This window comes from Bradyrhizobium sp. T-1 (assembly GCF_053592855.1).
In genome coordinates this window covers 6,742,613-6,760,330 of the sequence record NZ_CM132115.1, presented here as the reverse complement: position 1 = coordinate 6,760,330, position 17,718 = coordinate 6,742,613, and the positions used below count along the sequence as shown (strand labels likewise).

Sequence of the window (17,718 nt, the reverse complement as noted above, 5' to 3'; positions counted from 1 at the left end):
GGGGCGGCCGCCCGGCCGCGTCAATTCGCATCATTTTGCCGCCGAGATGTTCACTCAGCCCGGCCACTTTCCGCTAAAATGCCAGATAACCGCGCCGTTGCATGAGGTCCGCCATGAGCTTCCGCCGCGACAAAATCACAAAGCCGATCTTCTCCTGGGCGCGTGGTGTGCTGCCGGCGATGTCCGACACCGAGCGGGAGGCGCTGGAGGCCGGTGATGTCTGGTGGGACGCCGATCTCTTCACCGGCAATCCCGATTGGTCGAAGCTGCTGAAGATCCCGCAGGCAACGTTGACGGCCGAGGAGCAGGCCTTCCTCAGCGGTCCCGTTGACGCGCTCTGCGCGATGCTCGACGAGTGGAAGATCTTTTGGGAATGGCGCGACCTGCCGCAGGAGGTCTGGGCCTTCATCAAGCGCGAAAAATTCCTCGGCATGATCATTCCCAAGGAGTTCGGCGGCCTCGGCTTCTCGCCCTATGCGCATTCCGAAGTGGTTCGAAAAATCTCGACCCGATCGATCGCGGCCGCCGTCACCGTGATGGTGCCGAACTCGCTCGGGCCCGGTGAGCTCCTGATGCGCTTCGGCACCAGGGAGCAGCAGGAGCGCTGGCTGCCACGCCTCGCCGATGGCCGCGACATTCCCTGCTTTGGTCTCACCAGTCCGGAGGCCGGCTCCGATGCCGCCTCGATGGTCGACAGCGGCATCATCTGCAAGGGCAATTTCGAGGGCAGCGAGGTCACCGGTCTCCGGCTCAACTGGCACAAGCGCTATATCACGCTCGGCCCCGTTGCGACGCTGCTGGGCCTCGCTTTCAAGGCTTACGATCCCGATCATCTGGTTGGCGATCAGGAAGAGCTCGGCATCACCGTGGCACTGATCCCGACAAATCTGCCCGGCGTCGAGATCGGCCATCGCCATCTGCCGTCAATGCAAGTGTTTCAGAACGGTCCGAACTGGGGCCGCGACGTCTTCATCCCGCTCGACTATGTCATTGGCGGCAAGGCACGGCTCGGGCAGGGCTGGAAGATGCTGATGACGGCGCTCGCCGCCGGCCGCGGCATTTCGCTGCCCTCGCTCTCCGCGGCCGGTGCCGCCTATGCGGCCCGCACCACCGGCGCCTATGCCCGGATCCGCGAGCAGTTCGGCATCTCCATCTCCAAATTCGAGGGCGTCGAGGAGCCGCTGGCGCGTATCGTCGCGACGGCCTACCAGCTCGACGCGGCGCGCCGTCTGACGTGCGCGGCGCTGAATGCCGGCGTTCATCCCGCCGTGATCTCCGGCATCATGAAGCTGCACGCGACCGAGCGGATGCGCATCGCGATCGACGACGCCATGGACATCCATGGCGGTAAGGCCGTGATCGACGGCCCGCAGAACTATATCGGCAATCTGCATCGCGCAGTGCCCGTGGGCATCACGGTCGAGGGTGCCAACATCCTGACACGTAATCTCATCGTGTTCGGGCAGGGCGCGATCCGCGCGCATCCCTATCTGCTCGACGAGATGAATGCGCTCGCCGACGCTGATCGCGAGCGTGGCCTGACCGCGTTCGACAAGGCCTTCTGGAAGCATGTCGGCCATAGTTTCCGGACGCTGGTCCGCGCCTTCGGCCGGAGCTGGACCTTTGGCGTGTTCGCGCTCGCGCCCGATGCAGGCGACGCCACGCCATTCTATCGCCAGCTCTCGCGTTACTCGGCGGCGTTTGCGCTTTGCGCCGACTTGGCGCTGCTGACGCTCGGCGGCGCGCTGAAACGCAAGGAGATGCTGTCGGCGCGCTTTGGCGACATCCTTTCCGAACTGTATCTGCTCTCGGCCGCACTAAAGCGCTGGCAGGACGAGGGGCGGCAGCAGGAGGATTTTGCCGCGCTGGAATGGTGCATGGCGACCGGCTTCAAGACGATCGAGAACCGGCTGGCCGAAATCCTCGCCAACCTGCCGAACCGCTTCGTCGCTGTGATCCTCAAGCTCGTGGTCCAGCCCTTCGGCGCGCGTGTGCTCGGCCCGTCCGACCGTATCGTGCATCAATGTGCAAGCCTGGTGCTGGAGCCGTCGGCCGCGCGCGAGCGCCTGACGCCCGATCTCGCGCATGTCGATGACGACAGCGGCTTCGCCCGGTTGGAGCGCGCGTTCAAGCTGGTCACGGCGACCGACGCCATTGTCAAGCGCGTGCGCGCCGCGCATATCCGCGACTGGAAGGACGCCGTCACCAAGGGCGTGATCACGCAGGCCGAGGGCGAACAGATTGCGACCGCTCATGAGGCAGTCGCAAAAGTCATCGAGGTCGATGATTTTGCGCCGGAGGCGCTGTCGCCGATTTACAAGAAAACCCGCGACGTGCATCAGTTCTTTCAGGAACTCGGTGAACAGAGGGCGGCGAGCTGATGGCACGACCGGTATTCATCGTCGACGGCAGCCGGACGCCGTTTCTGAAGGCGCGTTCGGGGCCGGGGCCGTTCACGCCGGTTGATCTCGCCGTGCAGTGCGGACGGCCGCTGCTGGCGCGCCAGCCGTTCTCTCCGGCTGATTTCGACCAGGTCATCCTCGGCTGCGTCAACGTCATCGCCGGCGAGATGAACCCGGCCCGCGTCGCCGCGCTCCGGCTTGGCATGGGCGAGGACATGGTCGCCTTCACCGTGCAGATCAATTGCGGCTCGGGCATGCAGTCGATCGACACCGCCTATCGCTACATCCGCGAAGGCCATGCCGACATGATTTTGGCCGGCGGCACCGAGGCGCTCAGCCACGCGCCGCTGGTCTGGCCGAATTCAGGCGTGCGCTGGTTCGCCGGCCTTGCCGCGGCCAAAGGCCTGGCCGCGAAGCTCGCCGCCGCGTTCAAGCTGCGGCCGCGCTATCTCAAGCCGATCATCGGGCTGGAGCGCGGACTGACCGATCCCATCACCGAACTCAACATGGGACAGACCGCCGAGGTCGTCGGCCATCTCTTCGGCATCACCCGCGCCCAGTCCGATGCTTATGCTGCCGAGAGCCATCGGCGACTCGCGCATGCGCAAGCGGAAGGTTTCTTGAAAGGCGAGGTCGAGACCGCGTTCTCCCGCGACGGAAAATTCTTCGATCATGACGATGGCGTGCGGCCGGACTCCACCGCCGAGACACTGGCAAAGCTCCGGCCGGTGTTCGAGCGTCCCTGGGGGCAGGTCACCGCCGGCAATTCCTCGCAGATCACCGACGGCGCGTCCTGGGTGATTTTGGCTTCCGACGCGGCGGTGGCCAAGCACAAGCTCACGCCGAAGGCCGCAATCGTCGACAGCAACTGGGCTGCGCTCGATCCCAGCGTCATGGGCCTTGGTCCGGTGATGTCGGCGACGCCGCTCCTGACCCGCAACAATCTCACGCTCCAGGACGTCGAGACCTGGGAGCTGAACGAGGCCTTCGCAACGCAAGTGCTTGGTTGCCTCGCTGCCTGGAACGACGAAAGGTTCTGCCGCGAGATACTTGGACTCGATGGCGCTGCCGGCGAGATCGATCGCGACAAGCTCAATGTCGATGGCGGCGCCATCTCGCTCGGCCATCCCGTCGGCACATCAGGCAACCGCATCGTGCTGCATCTCGTCAATGCGATGAAGCGGCTCGGCACACGACGTGGAATCGCCACCGAATGCATCGGCGGCGGACTCGGCGGTGCCATGCTGATCGAGGCGGTGTGACCATGGACTCGAAGATCATGACCGCGCTCGGCGACCGCGTCCTCACGCTGGGGCCGCAGCCCGCAACCGACAGCCCTTACAAGCACTTCAAGTTGACGCGTGATGCCGACGGCGTTGCCTGGCTGCTGTTCGACCGCGCGGACGTGAGCGCCAACACGCTGTCCTCCGACGTGATGGAGGAGTTCGACGCCGTGCTCGCGGCGATCGAGACCGAGCGCCCGGCCGGCCTCGTGATCCGCTCGGCAAAATTGTCCGGCTTCATTGCCGGCGCCGACGTCAACGAATTCCGCGGCGCCAGCGATCCCGAGATGGTGGAAACCCGCATCCGAGCCGCGCATGCGGTGGTCGATCATCTGGAAGCGCTGAAGCTGCCGACGGTCGCGGTCATCCACGGCTTCTGCCTCGGCGGCGGGCTCGAGGTTGCGCTCGCCTGCCAGTCGCGCATCGCCATCGACGGCACGCGCTTCGGCTTTCCGGAGGTGATGCTGGGTCTGCATCCCGGCCTCGGCGGCACTGCGCGCTTCACCGCGCTGGTCAATCCGACCCAGTCGATGGCGCTGATGCTGACCGGGCGCACCATCGATGCGCGCCGCGCCAAAGCGCTCGGCCTCGTCGATAGCGTGACGCAGGAGCGCCACGTCCAGGGCGCCGTCAAGGACGCGCTATTCGGCCGGCTGAAGCGAGCACGTCCAGGCTTCCTGACGCGCGCGGCCAATCTCGGCCCGGTACGCGGGTTGCTTGCCAAGCGCATGCGCTCAGAGGCGGCGAAGGCTGCGCCCCGCGAGCATTATCCCGCCCCCTACGCGCTGATCGATCTCTGGGAGGCGCATGGCGGCAGCAAGGCGGCGATGCTCAAGGCGGAGCAGGCCTCGTTCGCAAGATTGATGGTGACGCCAACCGCGCAGAATCTGATCCGCGTGTTCTTCCTGCGCGAGCAGATGAAGAAGGCGGCAGGCGCCGGCAACAACGTCAAGCAGGTGCACGTCATCGGCGCCGGCGCCATGGGCGGCGACATCGCGGCTTGGGTAGCCGGGCAGGGGCTGCGCGTCTCGCTTGCCGACATGAAGGCGGAGCCGATCGCAGGCGCGGTGAAGCGCGCGGCCGAGCTCTATGGAAAATTCATCCGCAAGCCGACCGAGGTGCGCGACGCGCTCGATCGCCTGATCCCGGACCTGGACGGCGAGGGGGTCCGCAACGCCGATCTCATCATCGAGGCGGTGCCGGAAAAGCTCGAGCTCAAGCAGAAGGTCTATGCTGGCCTCGAGCCCAGGATGAAGCCGGGCGCGATCCTTGCGACCAACACGTCGAGCATTCCGCTGCAGGATCTGCGCACCACGCTGGCGCGGCCGGAGCGGCTGGTCGGCCTGCATTTCTTCAATCCGGTATCGCGGCTTCAGCTGGTCGAGGTCGTCAGCCATGACGGCAATGATGCGCAGGTACTGAAAGAGGCCCTCGCCTTTGTCGGCGCAATCGACCGTTTGCCATTGTCCGTGAAAAGCTCGCCCGGCTTCCTCGTCAACCGCGTGCTGACGCCCTACATGCTGGAAGCGATGGTGATGCTGGACGAGAAGACCGACCAGCGTCTGATCGACGCCGCGGCCGAACAATTCGGCATGCCGATGGGGCCGATCGAGCTGGCCGACCAGGTCGGGCTCGACATCTGTCTCGATGTCGGCGACATGCTGCGCACCAAATTCGGCGATCTGCTGCCGCCGACGCCGGCCTGGCTGCGCGAGAAGGTCGCCAAGGGCGAGCTTGGCCGCAAGACCGGCAAGGGTTTCTATGGCTGGAAGGACGGCAAGGCGGAGAAGGCACAGCTTCCCGAGACCGGGCCGCGCGTCACCGACCAGATGATCGATCGCCTGGTGCTGCCGATGTCCAATGTCTGCGTCGCGTGCCTGCGCGAAGGCATCGTTGAGGATCCCGATGCGGTCGACGGCGCCATGATCTTCGGCACGGGCTATGCACCGTTCCGCGGGGGTCCGCTGAACTATGCGCGCACACGCGGCGTGGAGAATGTCGTATCCACCTTGCGGGCGCTGGCCGAGCGATTCGGCGAACGCTTCGCGCCCGACCCGGGCTGGGACAATTTCAAGTGAGAGCCACATGACCGAGAAGTCCGACTCCGCGCCGCGCGGCGATCTCTGCATCCGCACGCTGGCGATGCCCGCCGACACCAACGCAAATGGCGACATCTTTGGCGGTTGGCTGCTCAGCCAGATGGACGTCGGCGGCGGCGTGTTCGCCTCGAAGGTCGCGAAATCACGCACGGTCACGGTTGCGATCGAGGCGATGAATTTTCGCAAGGCGGTCTATGTCGGCGATCTCGTCTCCGTGTATGCCAATCTCGTTCGCGTCGGCCGCACCTCGATGACGGTGCATCTGGAAGCCTGGGCGCTGCGGCGCGGAGAGGAGCATCCGTTCCTTGTCACCGATGGCAATTTTACCTACGTCTCGATCGACGAGCACGGCCGCCCGCAGGAAGTGCGCTCGACCGAAACACCCATCGCGACGTAGTCGCGCGCGGCGCACTGTCCCATCTCACGAACAGTTGCAGCGCGCCAAACGCGGCGCGACTGAGTCAACGCGTCGCGCCTTCGCCAACAACCAGTCATAAAACGGATGAGGTCTCATCGTACTGAATACCCCGTCGATTCGGGGTGGAAACCGGTTGATTTGCCCTTGGAACCTTTGGGCAGACATGCCGTTATTTGCCCGCACTGAGGAATCCACGGGTCATGCCGGACAGCTACATTATCGAAGTGAACTCGGAGACCGCGGGCATCGTCGTTCGCGGTCATGGCGGCTACTGCTTCTTCGCCTCGTCTCACCAATTCAATCGCCTCGAAGGCCAACTCTTCCGCAACGCCCGCGAAGCCGAGCGCGCTGCGCGCAAGCTGGTGAATGGCGACGTGAGGGAGGCGGCGTAAGCGCCGCTCGCGTCATTCCGGGGTGCGCAACGCGCGGTCGGAAAATTTTGCAGCCCTTGATCCCGCTGCACTTTCTCTTCTCCCCTTGTGGGAGAAGGTGGCGCGAAGCGCCGGGTGAGGGGTATCTCTCCAACTGCAGATCGTTCGCGAGGATAGATATCCCTCACCCGTCTCGCCGCTGCGCGGCGCAGCCACCCTCTCCCACAAGGAGAGAGGGTAAGCGTCGTCATCACAACTTCGTTGCGGCCCGCGACAACAGCTTCCACTCGTCGCCCTGCTTCTGCCAGTTCATCAGGATGTGAAGGTTGGTCGGCACTTTTTTCCCATCGGCCGCCATCTCCTGTTCCGCGATCCAGTGGAAGCGTACGATCGCGGCCGGGCCGACGACCTTGATGGTCGGATCCTTGTATTCGATCGACAGGAATTTTGATTTGCCGTCGGTGGCGTTGGTGACGAAGGTCGCCTTGTCCTCGACCTTGCCGCTGGAATGACTGTAGCTCAGGTCGTCCCAGCACAGCGCGCCGAGCGCCTTGGGATCGGCCGCGATCTGGGCGAGGCGGAAGGCTTCGACCTTCTTCGCCACGGCGTCTTCCTCCGCCGAAACGGCAAGCGCCGGTGTTGCGAGCGCAAGCGCGGAAATAGCGAAGGTTGAGAGAGCCAGATCGCGTCGATTGATCGTCATCGTTTCCTCCTTTTTGATCTTGTACGGAGTGTTGCAGCCGCGCGCGGCTTTGTCGAGTGGCGCGTAGCCGTCATGTGCGTGCGTCATTGCGCGCGCGGGGCTGTATTGATACGTCTTCCGCATCGATGCATCGCGCATTTGGGAAAGTACGGACATGATCGAGACTCTCGGCAGGGCATTGCTGTTCGATATCGACGGCACGCTTGCCAATACCGACCCGTTGCATCTGAAAGCGTTCAACCAGGTGCTCGGTCCCCGCGGCCATGTCTTCGACCACGCGCGCTTCTCAAGGGAGCTGCAGGGTTTTGCCAATGTGTCGATCGGAGAGCGCTTTCTGCCCGACGAAACGCTGGAGCGGCGCGCTGCGATTCTTGGCGAGAAAGAAGAAGTGTTCCGGACGCTGGTCTCGGGGCAGATCGAGCCGCTGCCTGGCCTGATGGCACTGCTCGACCGGGCGGATGGCGCCGGCATTCCCATGGTCGCTGTCACCAACGCGCCGCGTCTCAACGCCGAGCTGCTGTTGTCCGGCCTCGGCATCACGCATCGCTTCAAGGCCCTTGTCATCGGCGACGAACTGCCGCATGGCAAGCCGCATCCGCTGCCATACCAGGAGGGCTTGCGCTTCGTCGGCGCCGGCGCGGCCGCCTCGATCGCGTTCGAGGATTCACGCTCCGGGGTGCAGTCGGCCACCGCTGCCGGTATTCCGACCATCGGCATCCGGACCAGCCTCAGCGACGCTGACCTTATTGGATCAGGCGCGGTCGCCTCCGCGAGCGCTTTCGACGATCCCGCGCTGCTCGCGCGGCTCGCGTGCGCGATGGCGTGGTGAAGGTTTGATCCATTAACCGTGATCGGCGCGCGCATTGACCGCGCGCCCGAACCGCCGCACCATGCACCATTCTGATTTGAGGCCATTGCCGTGACCGGATTGACCCATCGCCAAGCCGAAATTCTCAACATCGCCCGCGCCTCCGGCCGCGTCATGGTCGAGGAGCTGGCGCGCCGCTTCGAAGTCTCGGCGCAGACCATCCGCAAGGACCTCAACGATCTCTGCGAGCGCCGCTCGCTGACCCGCGTCCATGGCGGCGCCATCATCGCTTCCGGCGTCGAAAATCTCGCCTACGAGGCGCGCCGCTTCGTCGCCGCCGACGAGAAGAAGGCGATTGGCGCGGCCGCAGCCTCGTTGATCCCGAACGGCTGCTCGCTTTTCATCAACATCGGCACGACGACGGAGGAGGTGGCGAGCGCGCTGACTTCGCATGAGGACCTGCTCGTCATCACCAACAATCTCAACGTCGCCATGCTGCTCTACCGTCATCCCCGGATCGAGGTGGTGGTCGCCGGCGGCACGGTGCGGCGCGCCGACGGCGCCGTGGTCGGCTCGACCGCAACGCAGCTGATTGGCCAGTTCAAGGTCGACTACGCCATCATCGGCGCCTCCGCGATCGACGAGGAGGGCGCGCTGCTCGACTTCGACTATCGCGAGGTGCAGGTGGCGCAGGCCATCATCGCCAATGCCCGCAGCGTCATGCTGGTGGCCGATTCCACGAAACTTCGCCGCAGCGCGCCGGTTCGCATCGCCCATATCAGCCAGATCCAGACCTTCGTCACCGATCAGGAGCTGCCCGAGCGCCTCGCCACCATCTGCCATAGCAAGGGCATTGAGGTGATGGCGGCGATGCCGAAGGGGGCGGGGGATATCGACGAAACCCAGGCCGATGCGCAGGATGCCGCGCCAGAAGCAGCGCCGGTGGTGCGGCTGCGCTAGCGTCTCAGGTGGCGTTCCATGGGTTGAGCAGGGGAACGCCAAAGGCCGCAAAATCCTTCATGTTGCGCGTCACGAGCGTGAGATTTTGGACGAGAGCGGTCGCCGCGAAGAAGCCGTCCATCACGGACAATGCAACGCCGCTGCGGCGGCTCTGCGCCATCAGATCGCCCCAGCGCTCGGCGACCGCATGGTCGATCGGCAGGATGCGCCCTGCAAACCGAGCCGGCAAATCATGGGCGAGCCAGGCGGTCAGCGCCGCGCGCCGGCGGCTATCATCTAGTAGTGCGATGCCGCGGCGAAGTTCGGCAATTGAGGCAACGCTAATGAACGCGCGATCCTCATCGACCGTGTCAAGCCAGGCCATAATTTTTGGAGAAGGCGCTGGCCGCCGAACCTCCGACAGCACATTGGTGTCAAGGAGCAGGTTCACGGCGTCTCGTCGCGCGGTTCGTCTTGCACGCGCTCAAGCTCGAGGTCCGCACCGCGCAGCGGTGAAGCCAGCAGGAATTCGGCGAGCGTCCCTTTGCGCGTGGTCTTTCGCGCCCATTCTTCGGCGGAAATGACCACGGCGTTGGGCCTGCCGTGACGGGTGATGATCTGTGGACCGGTTTGGGCGCGGTCGACCACCTCGGACAGGCGTGCCTTGGCCTTGGCGAGTGTCCAAGTGTCGGTCGGTGGCGAATCGGGAGCACTGCTACGGTCTGTCATGCCGAATAGAACCAATATGACTATTGTGACTATATATAGTGAAGGTGACTATTCAAGTGTGCCGCTGCGCCCCGGATCATCATTTCAGACGCCCATTTCGAGGGCGAACTGCCCAACAAAAAGTTCCATTTTCACTTCTCTTCCCCTCTCTTTCGTCTTGCTTTCGTTTTTCGGTGTGATCTAATCAAAAACGAAAGTAGCCGCTCGATTGAACGAGCGGTCGCACGGGGGATGCGTCTGTTGGAGCGTATTTTCGACCTCGCCATCATTGGAGGCGGTGTTAACGGTTGCGGCATCGCGCGTGACGCGGTGGGCCGCGGCAACACTGTTTTCCTGTGCGAAATGAACGATCTGGCGAGCGGGACGTCGTCTTGGTCGACCAAGCTGGTGCACGGCGGCTTGCGCTATCTCGAATATTACGAGTTCCGGCTGGTCCGCGAAGCGCTGATCGAGCGCGAGATTCTCTGGGGCATCGCGCCCCACATCATCCGTCCCCTGCGTTTCGTCTTGCCGCATCACGCGGGCCTGCGCCCGGCCTGGCTGCTGCGCCTCGGCCTGTTCCTTTACGATCACATCGGCGGCCGTCACTTGTTGCCGGCGACGCGTTCCCTTGATCTCCGGCGCGACGAGGTCGGCCGGCCGCTGATCCCGAATCGCTACGCCCGCGCATTCGAATATTCCGACTGCTTCGTCGATGACGCCCGCCTGGTCGTGCTCAATGCGCGCGATGCCGCGGACAAGGGCGCCGAGATCCGCACCCGCACCCGCGCGACGGATATCAAGCAGTCCGACGGCGTCTGGACCGTCGGCATGGTCGACACGCTGACCGGCGCGCGCTCGCAGATCCAGGCCCGCGCGCTGGTCAATGCCGGCGGTCCCTGGGTCGAGGACGTGCTCGGGCGCGGTGCCGGCGTCAACGCGAAAGCGAAAGTGCGCCTGGTGCAAGGCTCGCACATCGTGGTCAAGAAGCTCTACGACCACGATCGCGCCTACATGTTCCAGAACGCCGACGGCCGCATCATCTTCGTCATCCCCTATCAGGACGACTTCACCCTGATCGGCACCACCGACCGCGACTATGACGGCGATCCCGCCAAGGTGAAGGCGACGGCGGAGGAGATCCAATATCTCTGCGCAGCCGCAAGCGAATATCTCGCCAAGCCGGTGACGCCGGAGGACGTGGTCTGGACCTATTCCGGCGTGCGGCCGCTCTATGACGACGGCGCCAGCGAGGCCAAGGCTGCGACCCGCGATTATGTGTTCGAGCTCGACACGCCGGGCGGCGTGCCTCTGCTCTCGATCTATGGCGGCAAGATCACGACCTATCGCCGCCTCGCCGAAGAGGCGCTGGAGCGGCTCGCGCCCTACCTTCGCAGTGCGAAAGCGCGCGAAGGCTGGACCGGCAAATGGCCGCTGCCCGGTGGCGACATGGACGTGTCGGCCGTCGACGGCCTGATCGCCGAGATCCAGCGCGGCTATCCCTTCCTGAGCCATGAGCATGCGCGACGCCTCGCGCGCGCCTATGGCACCCGCGCCATCAAATTGCTCGGCGACGCCAAGTCGGCGGCCGATCTCGGCCAGGCCTTTGGCGCAACACTGACCGAACGCGAGGTTCGCTACCTGATGACCAATGAATGGGCGGTGACCGCCGAGGATATTGTCTGGCGCCGCTCCAAGCTCGGTCTGCGGCTATCCGCCGACGAAATTGCCGCCCTGGACGACTGGATCAGGACCCACGCCGTGTCGCAAAGTCCGCTGCTGGAAGCAGGAGGACGCTCATGAGCGTGACACTCGATCATGTGACCCGGACCGTCGATGGGGTCCAGCACATCCGCGACGTCTCGCTGACGCTCGAGAGCGGCACGCTGAACGTGCTGCTGGGGCCGACGCTGTCCGGCAAGACCTCGATCATGCGGCTGCTTGCCGGCCTCGACAAGCCGACCACGGGCAAGGTGCTCGTCAACGGCAAGGACGTCACCGGCGCCGACGTGCGCCAGCGTTCGGTCGCGATGGTCTATCAGCAGTTCATCAATTACCCCTCGCTCACGGTCTACGAGAACATCGCATCGCCCCTGCGCGTGCAAGGCAAGCCGCGCGAGGAGATCGAGACGCGGGTGGCGGAAGCCGCCAAGCTGCTGCGGCTCGAGCCGTTCCTGAAGCGCACGCCGCTCCAGCTTTCCGGCGGCCAGCAGCAGCGCGCCGCGATCGCGCGCGCACTGGTCAAGGACGCCGATCTCGTGCTGCTCGACGAGCCGCTCGCCAACCTCGACTACAAGCTGCGCGAGGAACTGCGCGCCGAGCTGCCGCGCATCTTCGAGGCCTCCGGCGCGATCTTCGTCTATGCAACCACCGAGCCGACCGAGGCGCTGCTGCTTGGCGGCAACACGGTTTGCATGTGGGAAGGCCAGGCGCTGCAGATCGGCGAGACCTCCAATGTCTATCGCCGGCCGCAGACGCTGCGCGTCGCCCAGGTGTTCTCCGATCCGCCGCTCAACCTCGTCGGCATCGAGAAGAAGAACGGGCAAGTTGCTTACGCCGGCGGCACGGCGTCGCCGGCCTCGGGCCTCTATTCGTCGCTGGCCGACGGCGCCTATCGCGTCGGTTTCCGCGCCCATCAACTTGGACTTGCCAATGGCGAGGCTGATCGCCACGCCTTCCATGCCACGGTGACGGTGACCGAGATCACCGGTTCGGAGAGTTTCGTGCATTTGACCCGCGACGGATCGAACTGGGTTGCGGTGCTGCACGGCGTGCACGAGTTCGAGCCCGGCCAGACCATCGATGCCGTGCTCGATCCCAACGATGTCTTTGTCTTCGACGCGGCCGACCGCCTGGTCGCTGCGCCTGGATCGTAGGAGGGATGCGACATGGCCCGCATTGACCTCGTCGATCTCGCCCATTCCTACGGCGGCAACGATGCGCCGCAGGAGACCTTTGCGCTGAAGCCGGTCACCATGACCTGGCGGCAGGGCGGCGCCTACGCGCTGCTCGGGCCGTCCGGCTGCGGCAAGACCACGCTGCTCAACGTCATCTCCGGCATCATCACGCCGTCGCGGGGGAAAATCCTGTTCGACGAACAGGACATCACACTGCTGTCAACCCAGAAGCGCAACATCGCCCAGGTGTTCCAGTTTCCGGTGATCTACGACACCATGACGGTGGGGCAGAACCTGGCGTTTCCGCTGAAGAACCGCGGCGTACCGAAGGCCGAGATCGACAAGCGCGTCGCCGAGATCGGCCGGCTGCTTGATCTCGAGCCTTATCTGAACCGCAAGGCGACGCGGCTGACCGCCGACGCCAAGCAGAAGATATCGCTCGGCCGCGGCCTCGTCCGTTCCGATGTCGCCGCCGTGTTGTTCGACGAGCCGCTGACGGTGATCGATCCTGAGCTGAAATGGCAGCTCCGCTCCAAGCTGAAGGCGCTGCATCGCGAGCTCGACCTCACGATGATCTACGTCACCCACGACCAGACCGAGGCGCTGACCTTCGCCGACACCGTCGTCGTCATGCATGACGGCCGCGTGGTGCAGAGCGGCACGCCGGCCGAGCTGTTCGACAAGCCCGCTCACACCTTTGTCGGCTACTTCATCGGCTCGCCCGGCATGAACATCCTGCCGGCCGAGGTGAAGGGGCGCGAAGCGCGGATCGGCGGCCACGTCATCGCGCTCAACCGCGCTTACGACAATCTGCCGGCTGGCGCCAAGATCGAAATCGGCGTGCGCCCGGAATTCGTCGAGGCCGTCGCGCCCACACCCGGCCTGCTCACCGCCAGGATCGAGCGCATCGACGATCTCGGCCGCATCCGCTTTGCGCGAGCGCGTCTCGGTGACGCCAAGCTCGCGGCGCGGGCACCTGCGGGCTTCACCAGCCCGGACGGTAACGCCGGGCTGAAATTCGATCCGGCGCACATCCACGTCTACGCCGACAGCCTTCTGGTGGAAGGAGCCGCCTGATGGACAAGACCATCAACCAAAAAGCCTGGTTCCTGGTGCTGCCGGTGTTCCTGGTCGTCGCCTTCTCGGCGGTGCTGCCGCTGATGACGGTGGTGAACTATTCGATGCAGGATACCTTCGGCAACAACCAGTTCTTCTGGAACGGCGTCGGCTGGTTCAAGGAATTGCTCGACCCCTCGACCGATCTCGGCGGCCGCTTCCTGGCCTCGCTCGGCCGCAATCTGTTCTTCTCGCTGGTGATCCTCGCGATCGAGGTGCCGCTCGGCATCGTCGTCGCGCTGTCGATGCCGCGGCAGGGCTGGACGGTCGCAGCCTGCCTCGTGATCCTCGCGCTGCCGCTGTTGATTCCGTGGAACGTGGTCGGCACGATCTGGCAGATCTTCGGCCGTCCCGACATCGGCCTGCTCGGCTACGTTCTGAATGCCGTCGGCATCGACTATAACTACGTCTCCAGCGACGTCGACGCCTGGGTCACGGTCATCGTGATGGACGTCTGGCACTGGACCAGCCTGGTTGCGCTGCTTTGCTACGCCGGGCTGAAGTCGATCCCCGAGGCCTATTATCAGGCTGCCCAGATCGACGGCGCCTCGCGCTGGGCCGTGTTCAAGGCGATCCAGCTGCCGAAGATGAACCGCGTGCTCCTGATCGCCGTGCTGCTGCGCTTCATGGACAGCTTCATGATCTACACCGAGCCGTTCGTCGTCACCGGCGGCGGGCCCGGCAATTCGACCACCTTCGTGTCGATCGAGCTCGTCAAGATCGCGCTCGGCCAGTTCGATCTCGGCAAGGCCGCCGCGCTCTCGCTGGTCTACAATCTGATCATCCTGATCGTCTGCTGGATCTTCTACACCGTCATGACCAATGCCGGCAGCGATCGGAAACCCCAGGAAGGAGCCGCGTGATGCACTCGATCCCCGGCCGCCGCCTCATCATGGGGCTGTTCCTGATCTTCCTGCTGTTGCCGATCTACTGGCTCGTCAACATGAGCTTCAAGACCAACGCCGAGATCGTCTCGACGATGACCTTGTGGCCGCATGCGCCGACGCTGCAGCACTACAAGCGCATCTTCACCGACGAGAGCTGGTACTCCGGCTACATCAACTCGCTCGAATACGTCATCCTCAACACCATCATCTCGATCTCGGTGGCGTTGCCCGCGGCCTACGCGTTCTCGCGCTACCGCTTCCTCGGCGACAAGCACCTGTTCTTCTGGCTGCTGTCGAACCGCATGGCGCCGGCGGCGGTCTATGCGCTGCCGTTCTTCAACCTCTATTCGGCGATCGGCCTGTTCGATACGCCGTGGGCGGTCGCGCTCGCTCACTGCATCTTCAACGTGCCGCTGGCGGTGTGGATCCTCGAGGGCTTCGTCTCCGGCGTGCCGCGCGAGATCGACGAGACCGCCTTCCTCGATGGCTATTCCTTCCCGCGCTTCTTCGTCCGGATCCTGGTGCCGCTGATCGCGAGCGGCATCGGCGTGGCCGCCTTCTTCTGCTTCATGTTCTCCTGGGTCGAGCTGCTGCTGGCGCGGACGCTGACCTCGGTGCAGACCAAGCCGATCGCGGCGATCATGACGCGCACGGTGTCGGCGGCCGGCATGGATTGGGGCCTACTGGCAGCGGCCGGCGTGCTCACCATCATTCCGGGCGCGCTGGTGATCTGGTTCGTCCGCAACTACATCGCGCGCGGCTTCGCGCTCGGCCGGGTCTGAGGCTCGCATGATCCCGAAAAGTGGAAACCGGTGTTCGGACCAGATCATGCGAAAGGAGTAAGAGCATATGGAATCCATCGCATGGATGGCCTGGACGCTGCCGACGGCGATCTTCTTCGCCGCGCTCGCCTGCACGCTTCTCGTGATGACGTGGCTCGCGTCCGTCTATCCCGAAGCCGAACGCGTCGGTGTGCTCAGCATTCCGACTACGCGCGGCGATCGCCTGTTCATCTCGCTGATCGCGGCTGCCGTCATTCACCTGGTGTGGATCGGCTTGGTCGGCACCGACCCGATCACGTCGCTGCCAATCGGTGAGGAGGGGATCGAGATTTCGAGCCTGTGGCTCGCAAGTGGAATTTCGCTGGTGACGGCCGTGCTCATTTTTCGCACGGTCTGAAGCTCGCGAAGGGACGGCCAGATCCGGGGGCAACCCGGGCCTGTATAAAAGTTTGTCGCTGCAACGGAGGAACAACATGCGACAGTTTAGGAGAAGGAAAGGTCCATTGACCAAGATTAGCTTTCTGACCGTATCGAGCGCCGCGGCCATTCTCGCCACCGCGTTCGCTGCCTCGGCGCCGGTTCGCGCCGCCGACGATGCCGCCATCCAGAAGTGGATTGCGGAATTCCAGCCTTCGACGATTTCGAAGGACGACCAGAAGAAGGAACTGGAGTGGTTCGCGAAGGCAGCTGAGCCTTTCAAGGGCATGGAGATCAACGTCGTCTCCGAGACCATCGCGACCCACGAATACGAGTCGCAGACGCTCGCCAAGGCGTTCTCCGAGCTGACCGGCATCAAGCTCAAGCACGACATCATCCAGGAAGGTGACGTCGTCGAGAAGCTTCAGACCCAGATGCAGTCGGGCAAGAACGTCTATGACGGCTGGATCAATGACTCCGACCTGATCGGCACACACTTCCGCTACGGCCAGACCATCGCGCTGTCGGACTACATGACCGGCGAGGGCAAGGACGTCACCGATCCCATGCTCGACGTCAACGACTTCATCGGCAAGTCGTTCGGCACCGCGCCGGACGGCAAGCTCTATCAGCTGCCCGACCAGCAGTTCGCGAACCTCTATTGGTTCCGCTACGACTGGTTCACCAACCCCGACTACAAGGCCAAGTTCAAGGCCAAGTATGGCTACGATCTCGGCGTGCCCGTGAACTGGTCGGCGTATGAAGACATCGCCGAGTTCTTCACCAACGACATCAAGGAGATCAACGGCGTCAAGGTCTACGGCCATATGGACTATGGCAAGAAGGACCCGTCGCTCGGCTGGCGTTTCACCGACGCCTGGCTCTCGATGGCGGGTAACGGCGACAAGGGCATTCCGAACGGTCTGCCGGTCGACGAGTGGGGCATCCGCATGGAAGGCTGCCGCCCGGTCGGTTCGTCGATCGAGCGTGGTGGCGACACCAACGGTCCGGCTGCCGTCTACTCGATCACCAAGTACCTGGAGTGGATGAAGAAGTACGCTCCCCCGCAGGCGCAGGGCATGACGTTCTCTGAGTCGGGTCCGGTTCCGGCGCAGGGCAATATCGCCCAGCAGATGTTCTGGTACACCGCCTTCACCGCCGACATGGTGAAGCCGGGCATCGCCGTGATGAACGCGGACGGTACGCCGAAATGGCGTATGGCTCCGTCGCCGCACGGTTCGTACTGGAAGGAAGGCATGAAGCTCGGCTACCAGGACGCGGGTTCGCTCACGCTTCTGAAGTCGACCCCGGCGGATCGCCGCAAGGCAGCCTGGCTGTATCTCCAGTTCATCGTCTCCAAGACGGTGTCGCTGAAGAAGAGCCATGTCGGTCTCACCTTCATTCGTGAATCCGACATCTGGGACAAATCGTTCACCGAGCGTGCGCCGAAGCTCGGCGGCCTGATCGAGTTCTACCGCTCGCCCGCGCGCGTGCAGTGGACCCCGACCGGCAACAACGTGCCTGACTATCCGAAGCTTGCTCAGCTCTGGTGGCAGAACATCGGCGACGCGTCGTCCGGTGCGAAGACGCCGCAAGCCGCGATGGATGCTCTTGCCGCCGCGCAAGACTCCGTCATGGAGCGTATCGAGAAGTCGGGCGTGCAGGGCGCCTGCGGTCCGAAGCTGCACAAGAAGGAGTCGGCTGAATTCTGGTTCGCCAAGGCCCAGAAGGACGGCACCATCGCGCCGCAGCGCAAGCTCGCCAACGAGAAGCCGAAGGGCGAAACGATCGACTACGACACGCTGATCAAGTCGTGGCCGGCCACCCCGCCCAAGCGCGCCTCGCTGCAGTAAGCGACGCCTCATAACGGCGAAAGGCCGGGAGCAAT

General features: G+C 64.2%; 17 protein-coding genes. 14 read left to right on the top strand and 3 right to left on the bottom strand.

Annotation, left to right across the window (positions count from 1 at the left end):
* The first annotated feature begins 113 nt into the window (after positions 1–113).
* The 5 genes from ACWAT4_RS32370 (at position 114) to ACWAT4_RS32350 (ending at position 6,594) form a co-directional block, all read left to right on the top strand.
* The gene (locus tag ACWAT4_RS32370; RefSeq protein ID WP_449729004.1) at positions 114–2,381 is read left to right on the top strand and encodes an acyl-CoA dehydrogenase; all 2,268 of its coding nucleotides are present in this window, start codon (positions 114–116) and stop codon (positions 2,379–2,381) included.
* On the top strand, positions 2,381–3,664 hold the full coding sequence (locus tag ACWAT4_RS32365; RefSeq protein ID WP_449729003.1) for an acetyl-CoA C-acetyltransferase: 1,284 nt from the start codon (positions 2,381–2,383) through the stop codon (positions 3,662–3,664). The genes ACWAT4_RS32370 and ACWAT4_RS32365 overlap by 1 nt, the downstream gene beginning before the upstream one ends.
* Positions 3,665–3,666: 2 nt before the next feature.
* On the top strand, positions 3,667–5,763 hold the full coding sequence (locus tag ACWAT4_RS32360; protein WP_449729002.1) for a 3-hydroxyacyl-CoA dehydrogenase NAD-binding domain-containing protein: 2,097 nt from the start codon (positions 3,667–3,669) through the stop codon (positions 5,761–5,763).
* Between the two features lie 7 nt (positions 5,764–5,770).
* Positions 5,771–6,181 carry an acyl-CoA thioesterase gene (locus ACWAT4_RS32355; protein WP_212297488.1) on the top strand — a complete coding sequence of 137 codons (411 nt, stop codon included), beginning with the start codon at positions 5,771–5,773 and terminating at the stop codon, positions 6,179–6,181.
* 221 nt (positions 6,182–6,402) lie between these two features.
* Positions 6,403–6,594 carry a hypothetical protein gene (locus ACWAT4_RS32350; protein ID WP_212297489.1) on the top strand — a complete coding sequence of 64 codons (192 nt, stop codon included), beginning with the start codon at positions 6,403–6,405 and terminating at the stop codon, positions 6,592–6,594.
* Between the two features lie 229 nt (positions 6,595–6,823).
* Here the strand turns inward: ACWAT4_RS32350 and ACWAT4_RS32345 are convergent, their stop codons facing one another.
* Positions 6,824–7,276, bottom strand: coding sequence for a nuclear transport factor 2 family protein (locus ACWAT4_RS32345; RefSeq protein ID WP_212447332.1), 453 nt, complete (start codon positions 7,274–7,276; stop codon positions 6,824–6,826).
* Positions 7,277–7,430: 154 nt separating this feature from the next.
* On the opposite strand from ACWAT4_RS32345, the gene ACWAT4_RS32340 reads away from it, so the two are divergent.
* Both ACWAT4_RS32340 and ACWAT4_RS32335 read left to right on the top strand, forming a co-directional pair.
* Complete coding sequence (locus tag ACWAT4_RS32340; protein WP_212447333.1) at positions 7,431–8,105, top strand: HAD family hydrolase; 675 nt, start codon at positions 7,431–7,433, stop codon at positions 8,103–8,105.
* Positions 8,106–8,195: 90 nt separating this feature from the next.
* A complete protein-coding gene (locus ACWAT4_RS32335) occupies positions 8,196–9,044 on the top strand; it encodes a DeoR/GlpR family DNA-binding transcription regulator (protein ID WP_212297491.1) in 849 nt (282 codons plus the stop codon).
* A 4-nt stretch (positions 9,045–9,048) separates the two neighbouring features.
* On the opposite strand, the gene ACWAT4_RS32330 is transcribed toward ACWAT4_RS32335, so the two are convergent.
* Both ACWAT4_RS32330 and ACWAT4_RS32325 read right to left on the bottom strand, forming a co-directional pair.
* Entirely contained in the window at positions 9,049–9,474 is a 426-nt protein-coding gene (locus tag ACWAT4_RS32330; protein ID WP_212428049.1) for a type II toxin-antitoxin system VapC family toxin, read from the bottom strand.
* A complete protein-coding gene (locus ACWAT4_RS32325; protein WP_212297493.1) occupies positions 9,471–9,752 on the bottom strand; it encodes a type II toxin-antitoxin system Phd/YefM family antitoxin in 282 nt (93 codons plus the stop codon). Before ACWAT4_RS32325 ends, ACWAT4_RS32330 begins: the two co-directional genes overlap by 4 nt.
* Positions 9,753–9,983: 231 nt before the next feature.
* Between ACWAT4_RS32325 and glpD the strand changes: the two genes are divergently transcribed.
* From glpD to ACWAT4_RS32290, 7 genes are all read left to right on the top strand, one after another.
* Positions 9,984–11,534, top strand: a complete 1,551-nt coding sequence (gene glpD / locus ACWAT4_RS32320; RefSeq protein WP_449729001.1) for a glycerol-3-phosphate dehydrogenase — start codon at positions 9,984–9,986, stop codon at positions 11,532–11,534.
* Positions 11,531–12,607 (top strand): ABC transporter ATP-binding protein, encoded by a 1,077-nt coding sequence (locus ACWAT4_RS32315; RefSeq protein WP_449729000.1) that lies wholly within the window; start codon positions 11,531–11,533, stop codon positions 12,605–12,607. Before glpD ends, ACWAT4_RS32315 begins: the two co-directional genes overlap by 4 nt.
* Positions 12,608–12,619: 12 nt before the next feature.
* Complete coding sequence (locus tag ACWAT4_RS32310; protein WP_212428048.1) at positions 12,620–13,705, top strand: ABC transporter ATP-binding protein; 1,086 nt, start codon at positions 12,620–12,622, stop codon at positions 13,703–13,705.
* The gene (locus tag ACWAT4_RS32305) at positions 13,705–14,607 is read left to right on the top strand and encodes a carbohydrate ABC transporter permease (RefSeq protein WP_449728999.1); all 903 of its coding nucleotides are present in this window, start codon (positions 13,705–13,707) and stop codon (positions 14,605–14,607) included. Before ACWAT4_RS32310 ends, ACWAT4_RS32305 begins: the two co-directional genes overlap by 1 nt.
* Positions 14,607–15,413 carry a carbohydrate ABC transporter permease gene (locus tag ACWAT4_RS32300; RefSeq protein WP_212297498.1) on the top strand — a complete coding sequence of 269 codons (807 nt, stop codon included), beginning with the start codon at positions 14,607–14,609 and terminating at the stop codon, positions 15,411–15,413. The genes ACWAT4_RS32305 and ACWAT4_RS32300 overlap by 1 nt, the downstream gene beginning before the upstream one ends.
* A 67-nt stretch (positions 15,414–15,480) precedes the next feature.
* Positions 15,481–15,810 (top strand): DUF2160 domain-containing protein, encoded by a 330-nt coding sequence (locus ACWAT4_RS32295; protein WP_212297499.1) that lies wholly within the window; start codon positions 15,481–15,483, stop codon positions 15,808–15,810.
* A 76-nt stretch (positions 15,811–15,886) separates the two neighbouring features.
* Positions 15,887–17,683, top strand: a complete 1,797-nt coding sequence (locus tag ACWAT4_RS32290) for an ABC transporter substrate-binding protein (protein WP_212297500.1) — start codon at positions 15,887–15,889, stop codon at positions 17,681–17,683.
* The last annotated feature ends 35 nt before the right edge of the window (positions 17,684–17,718 follow it).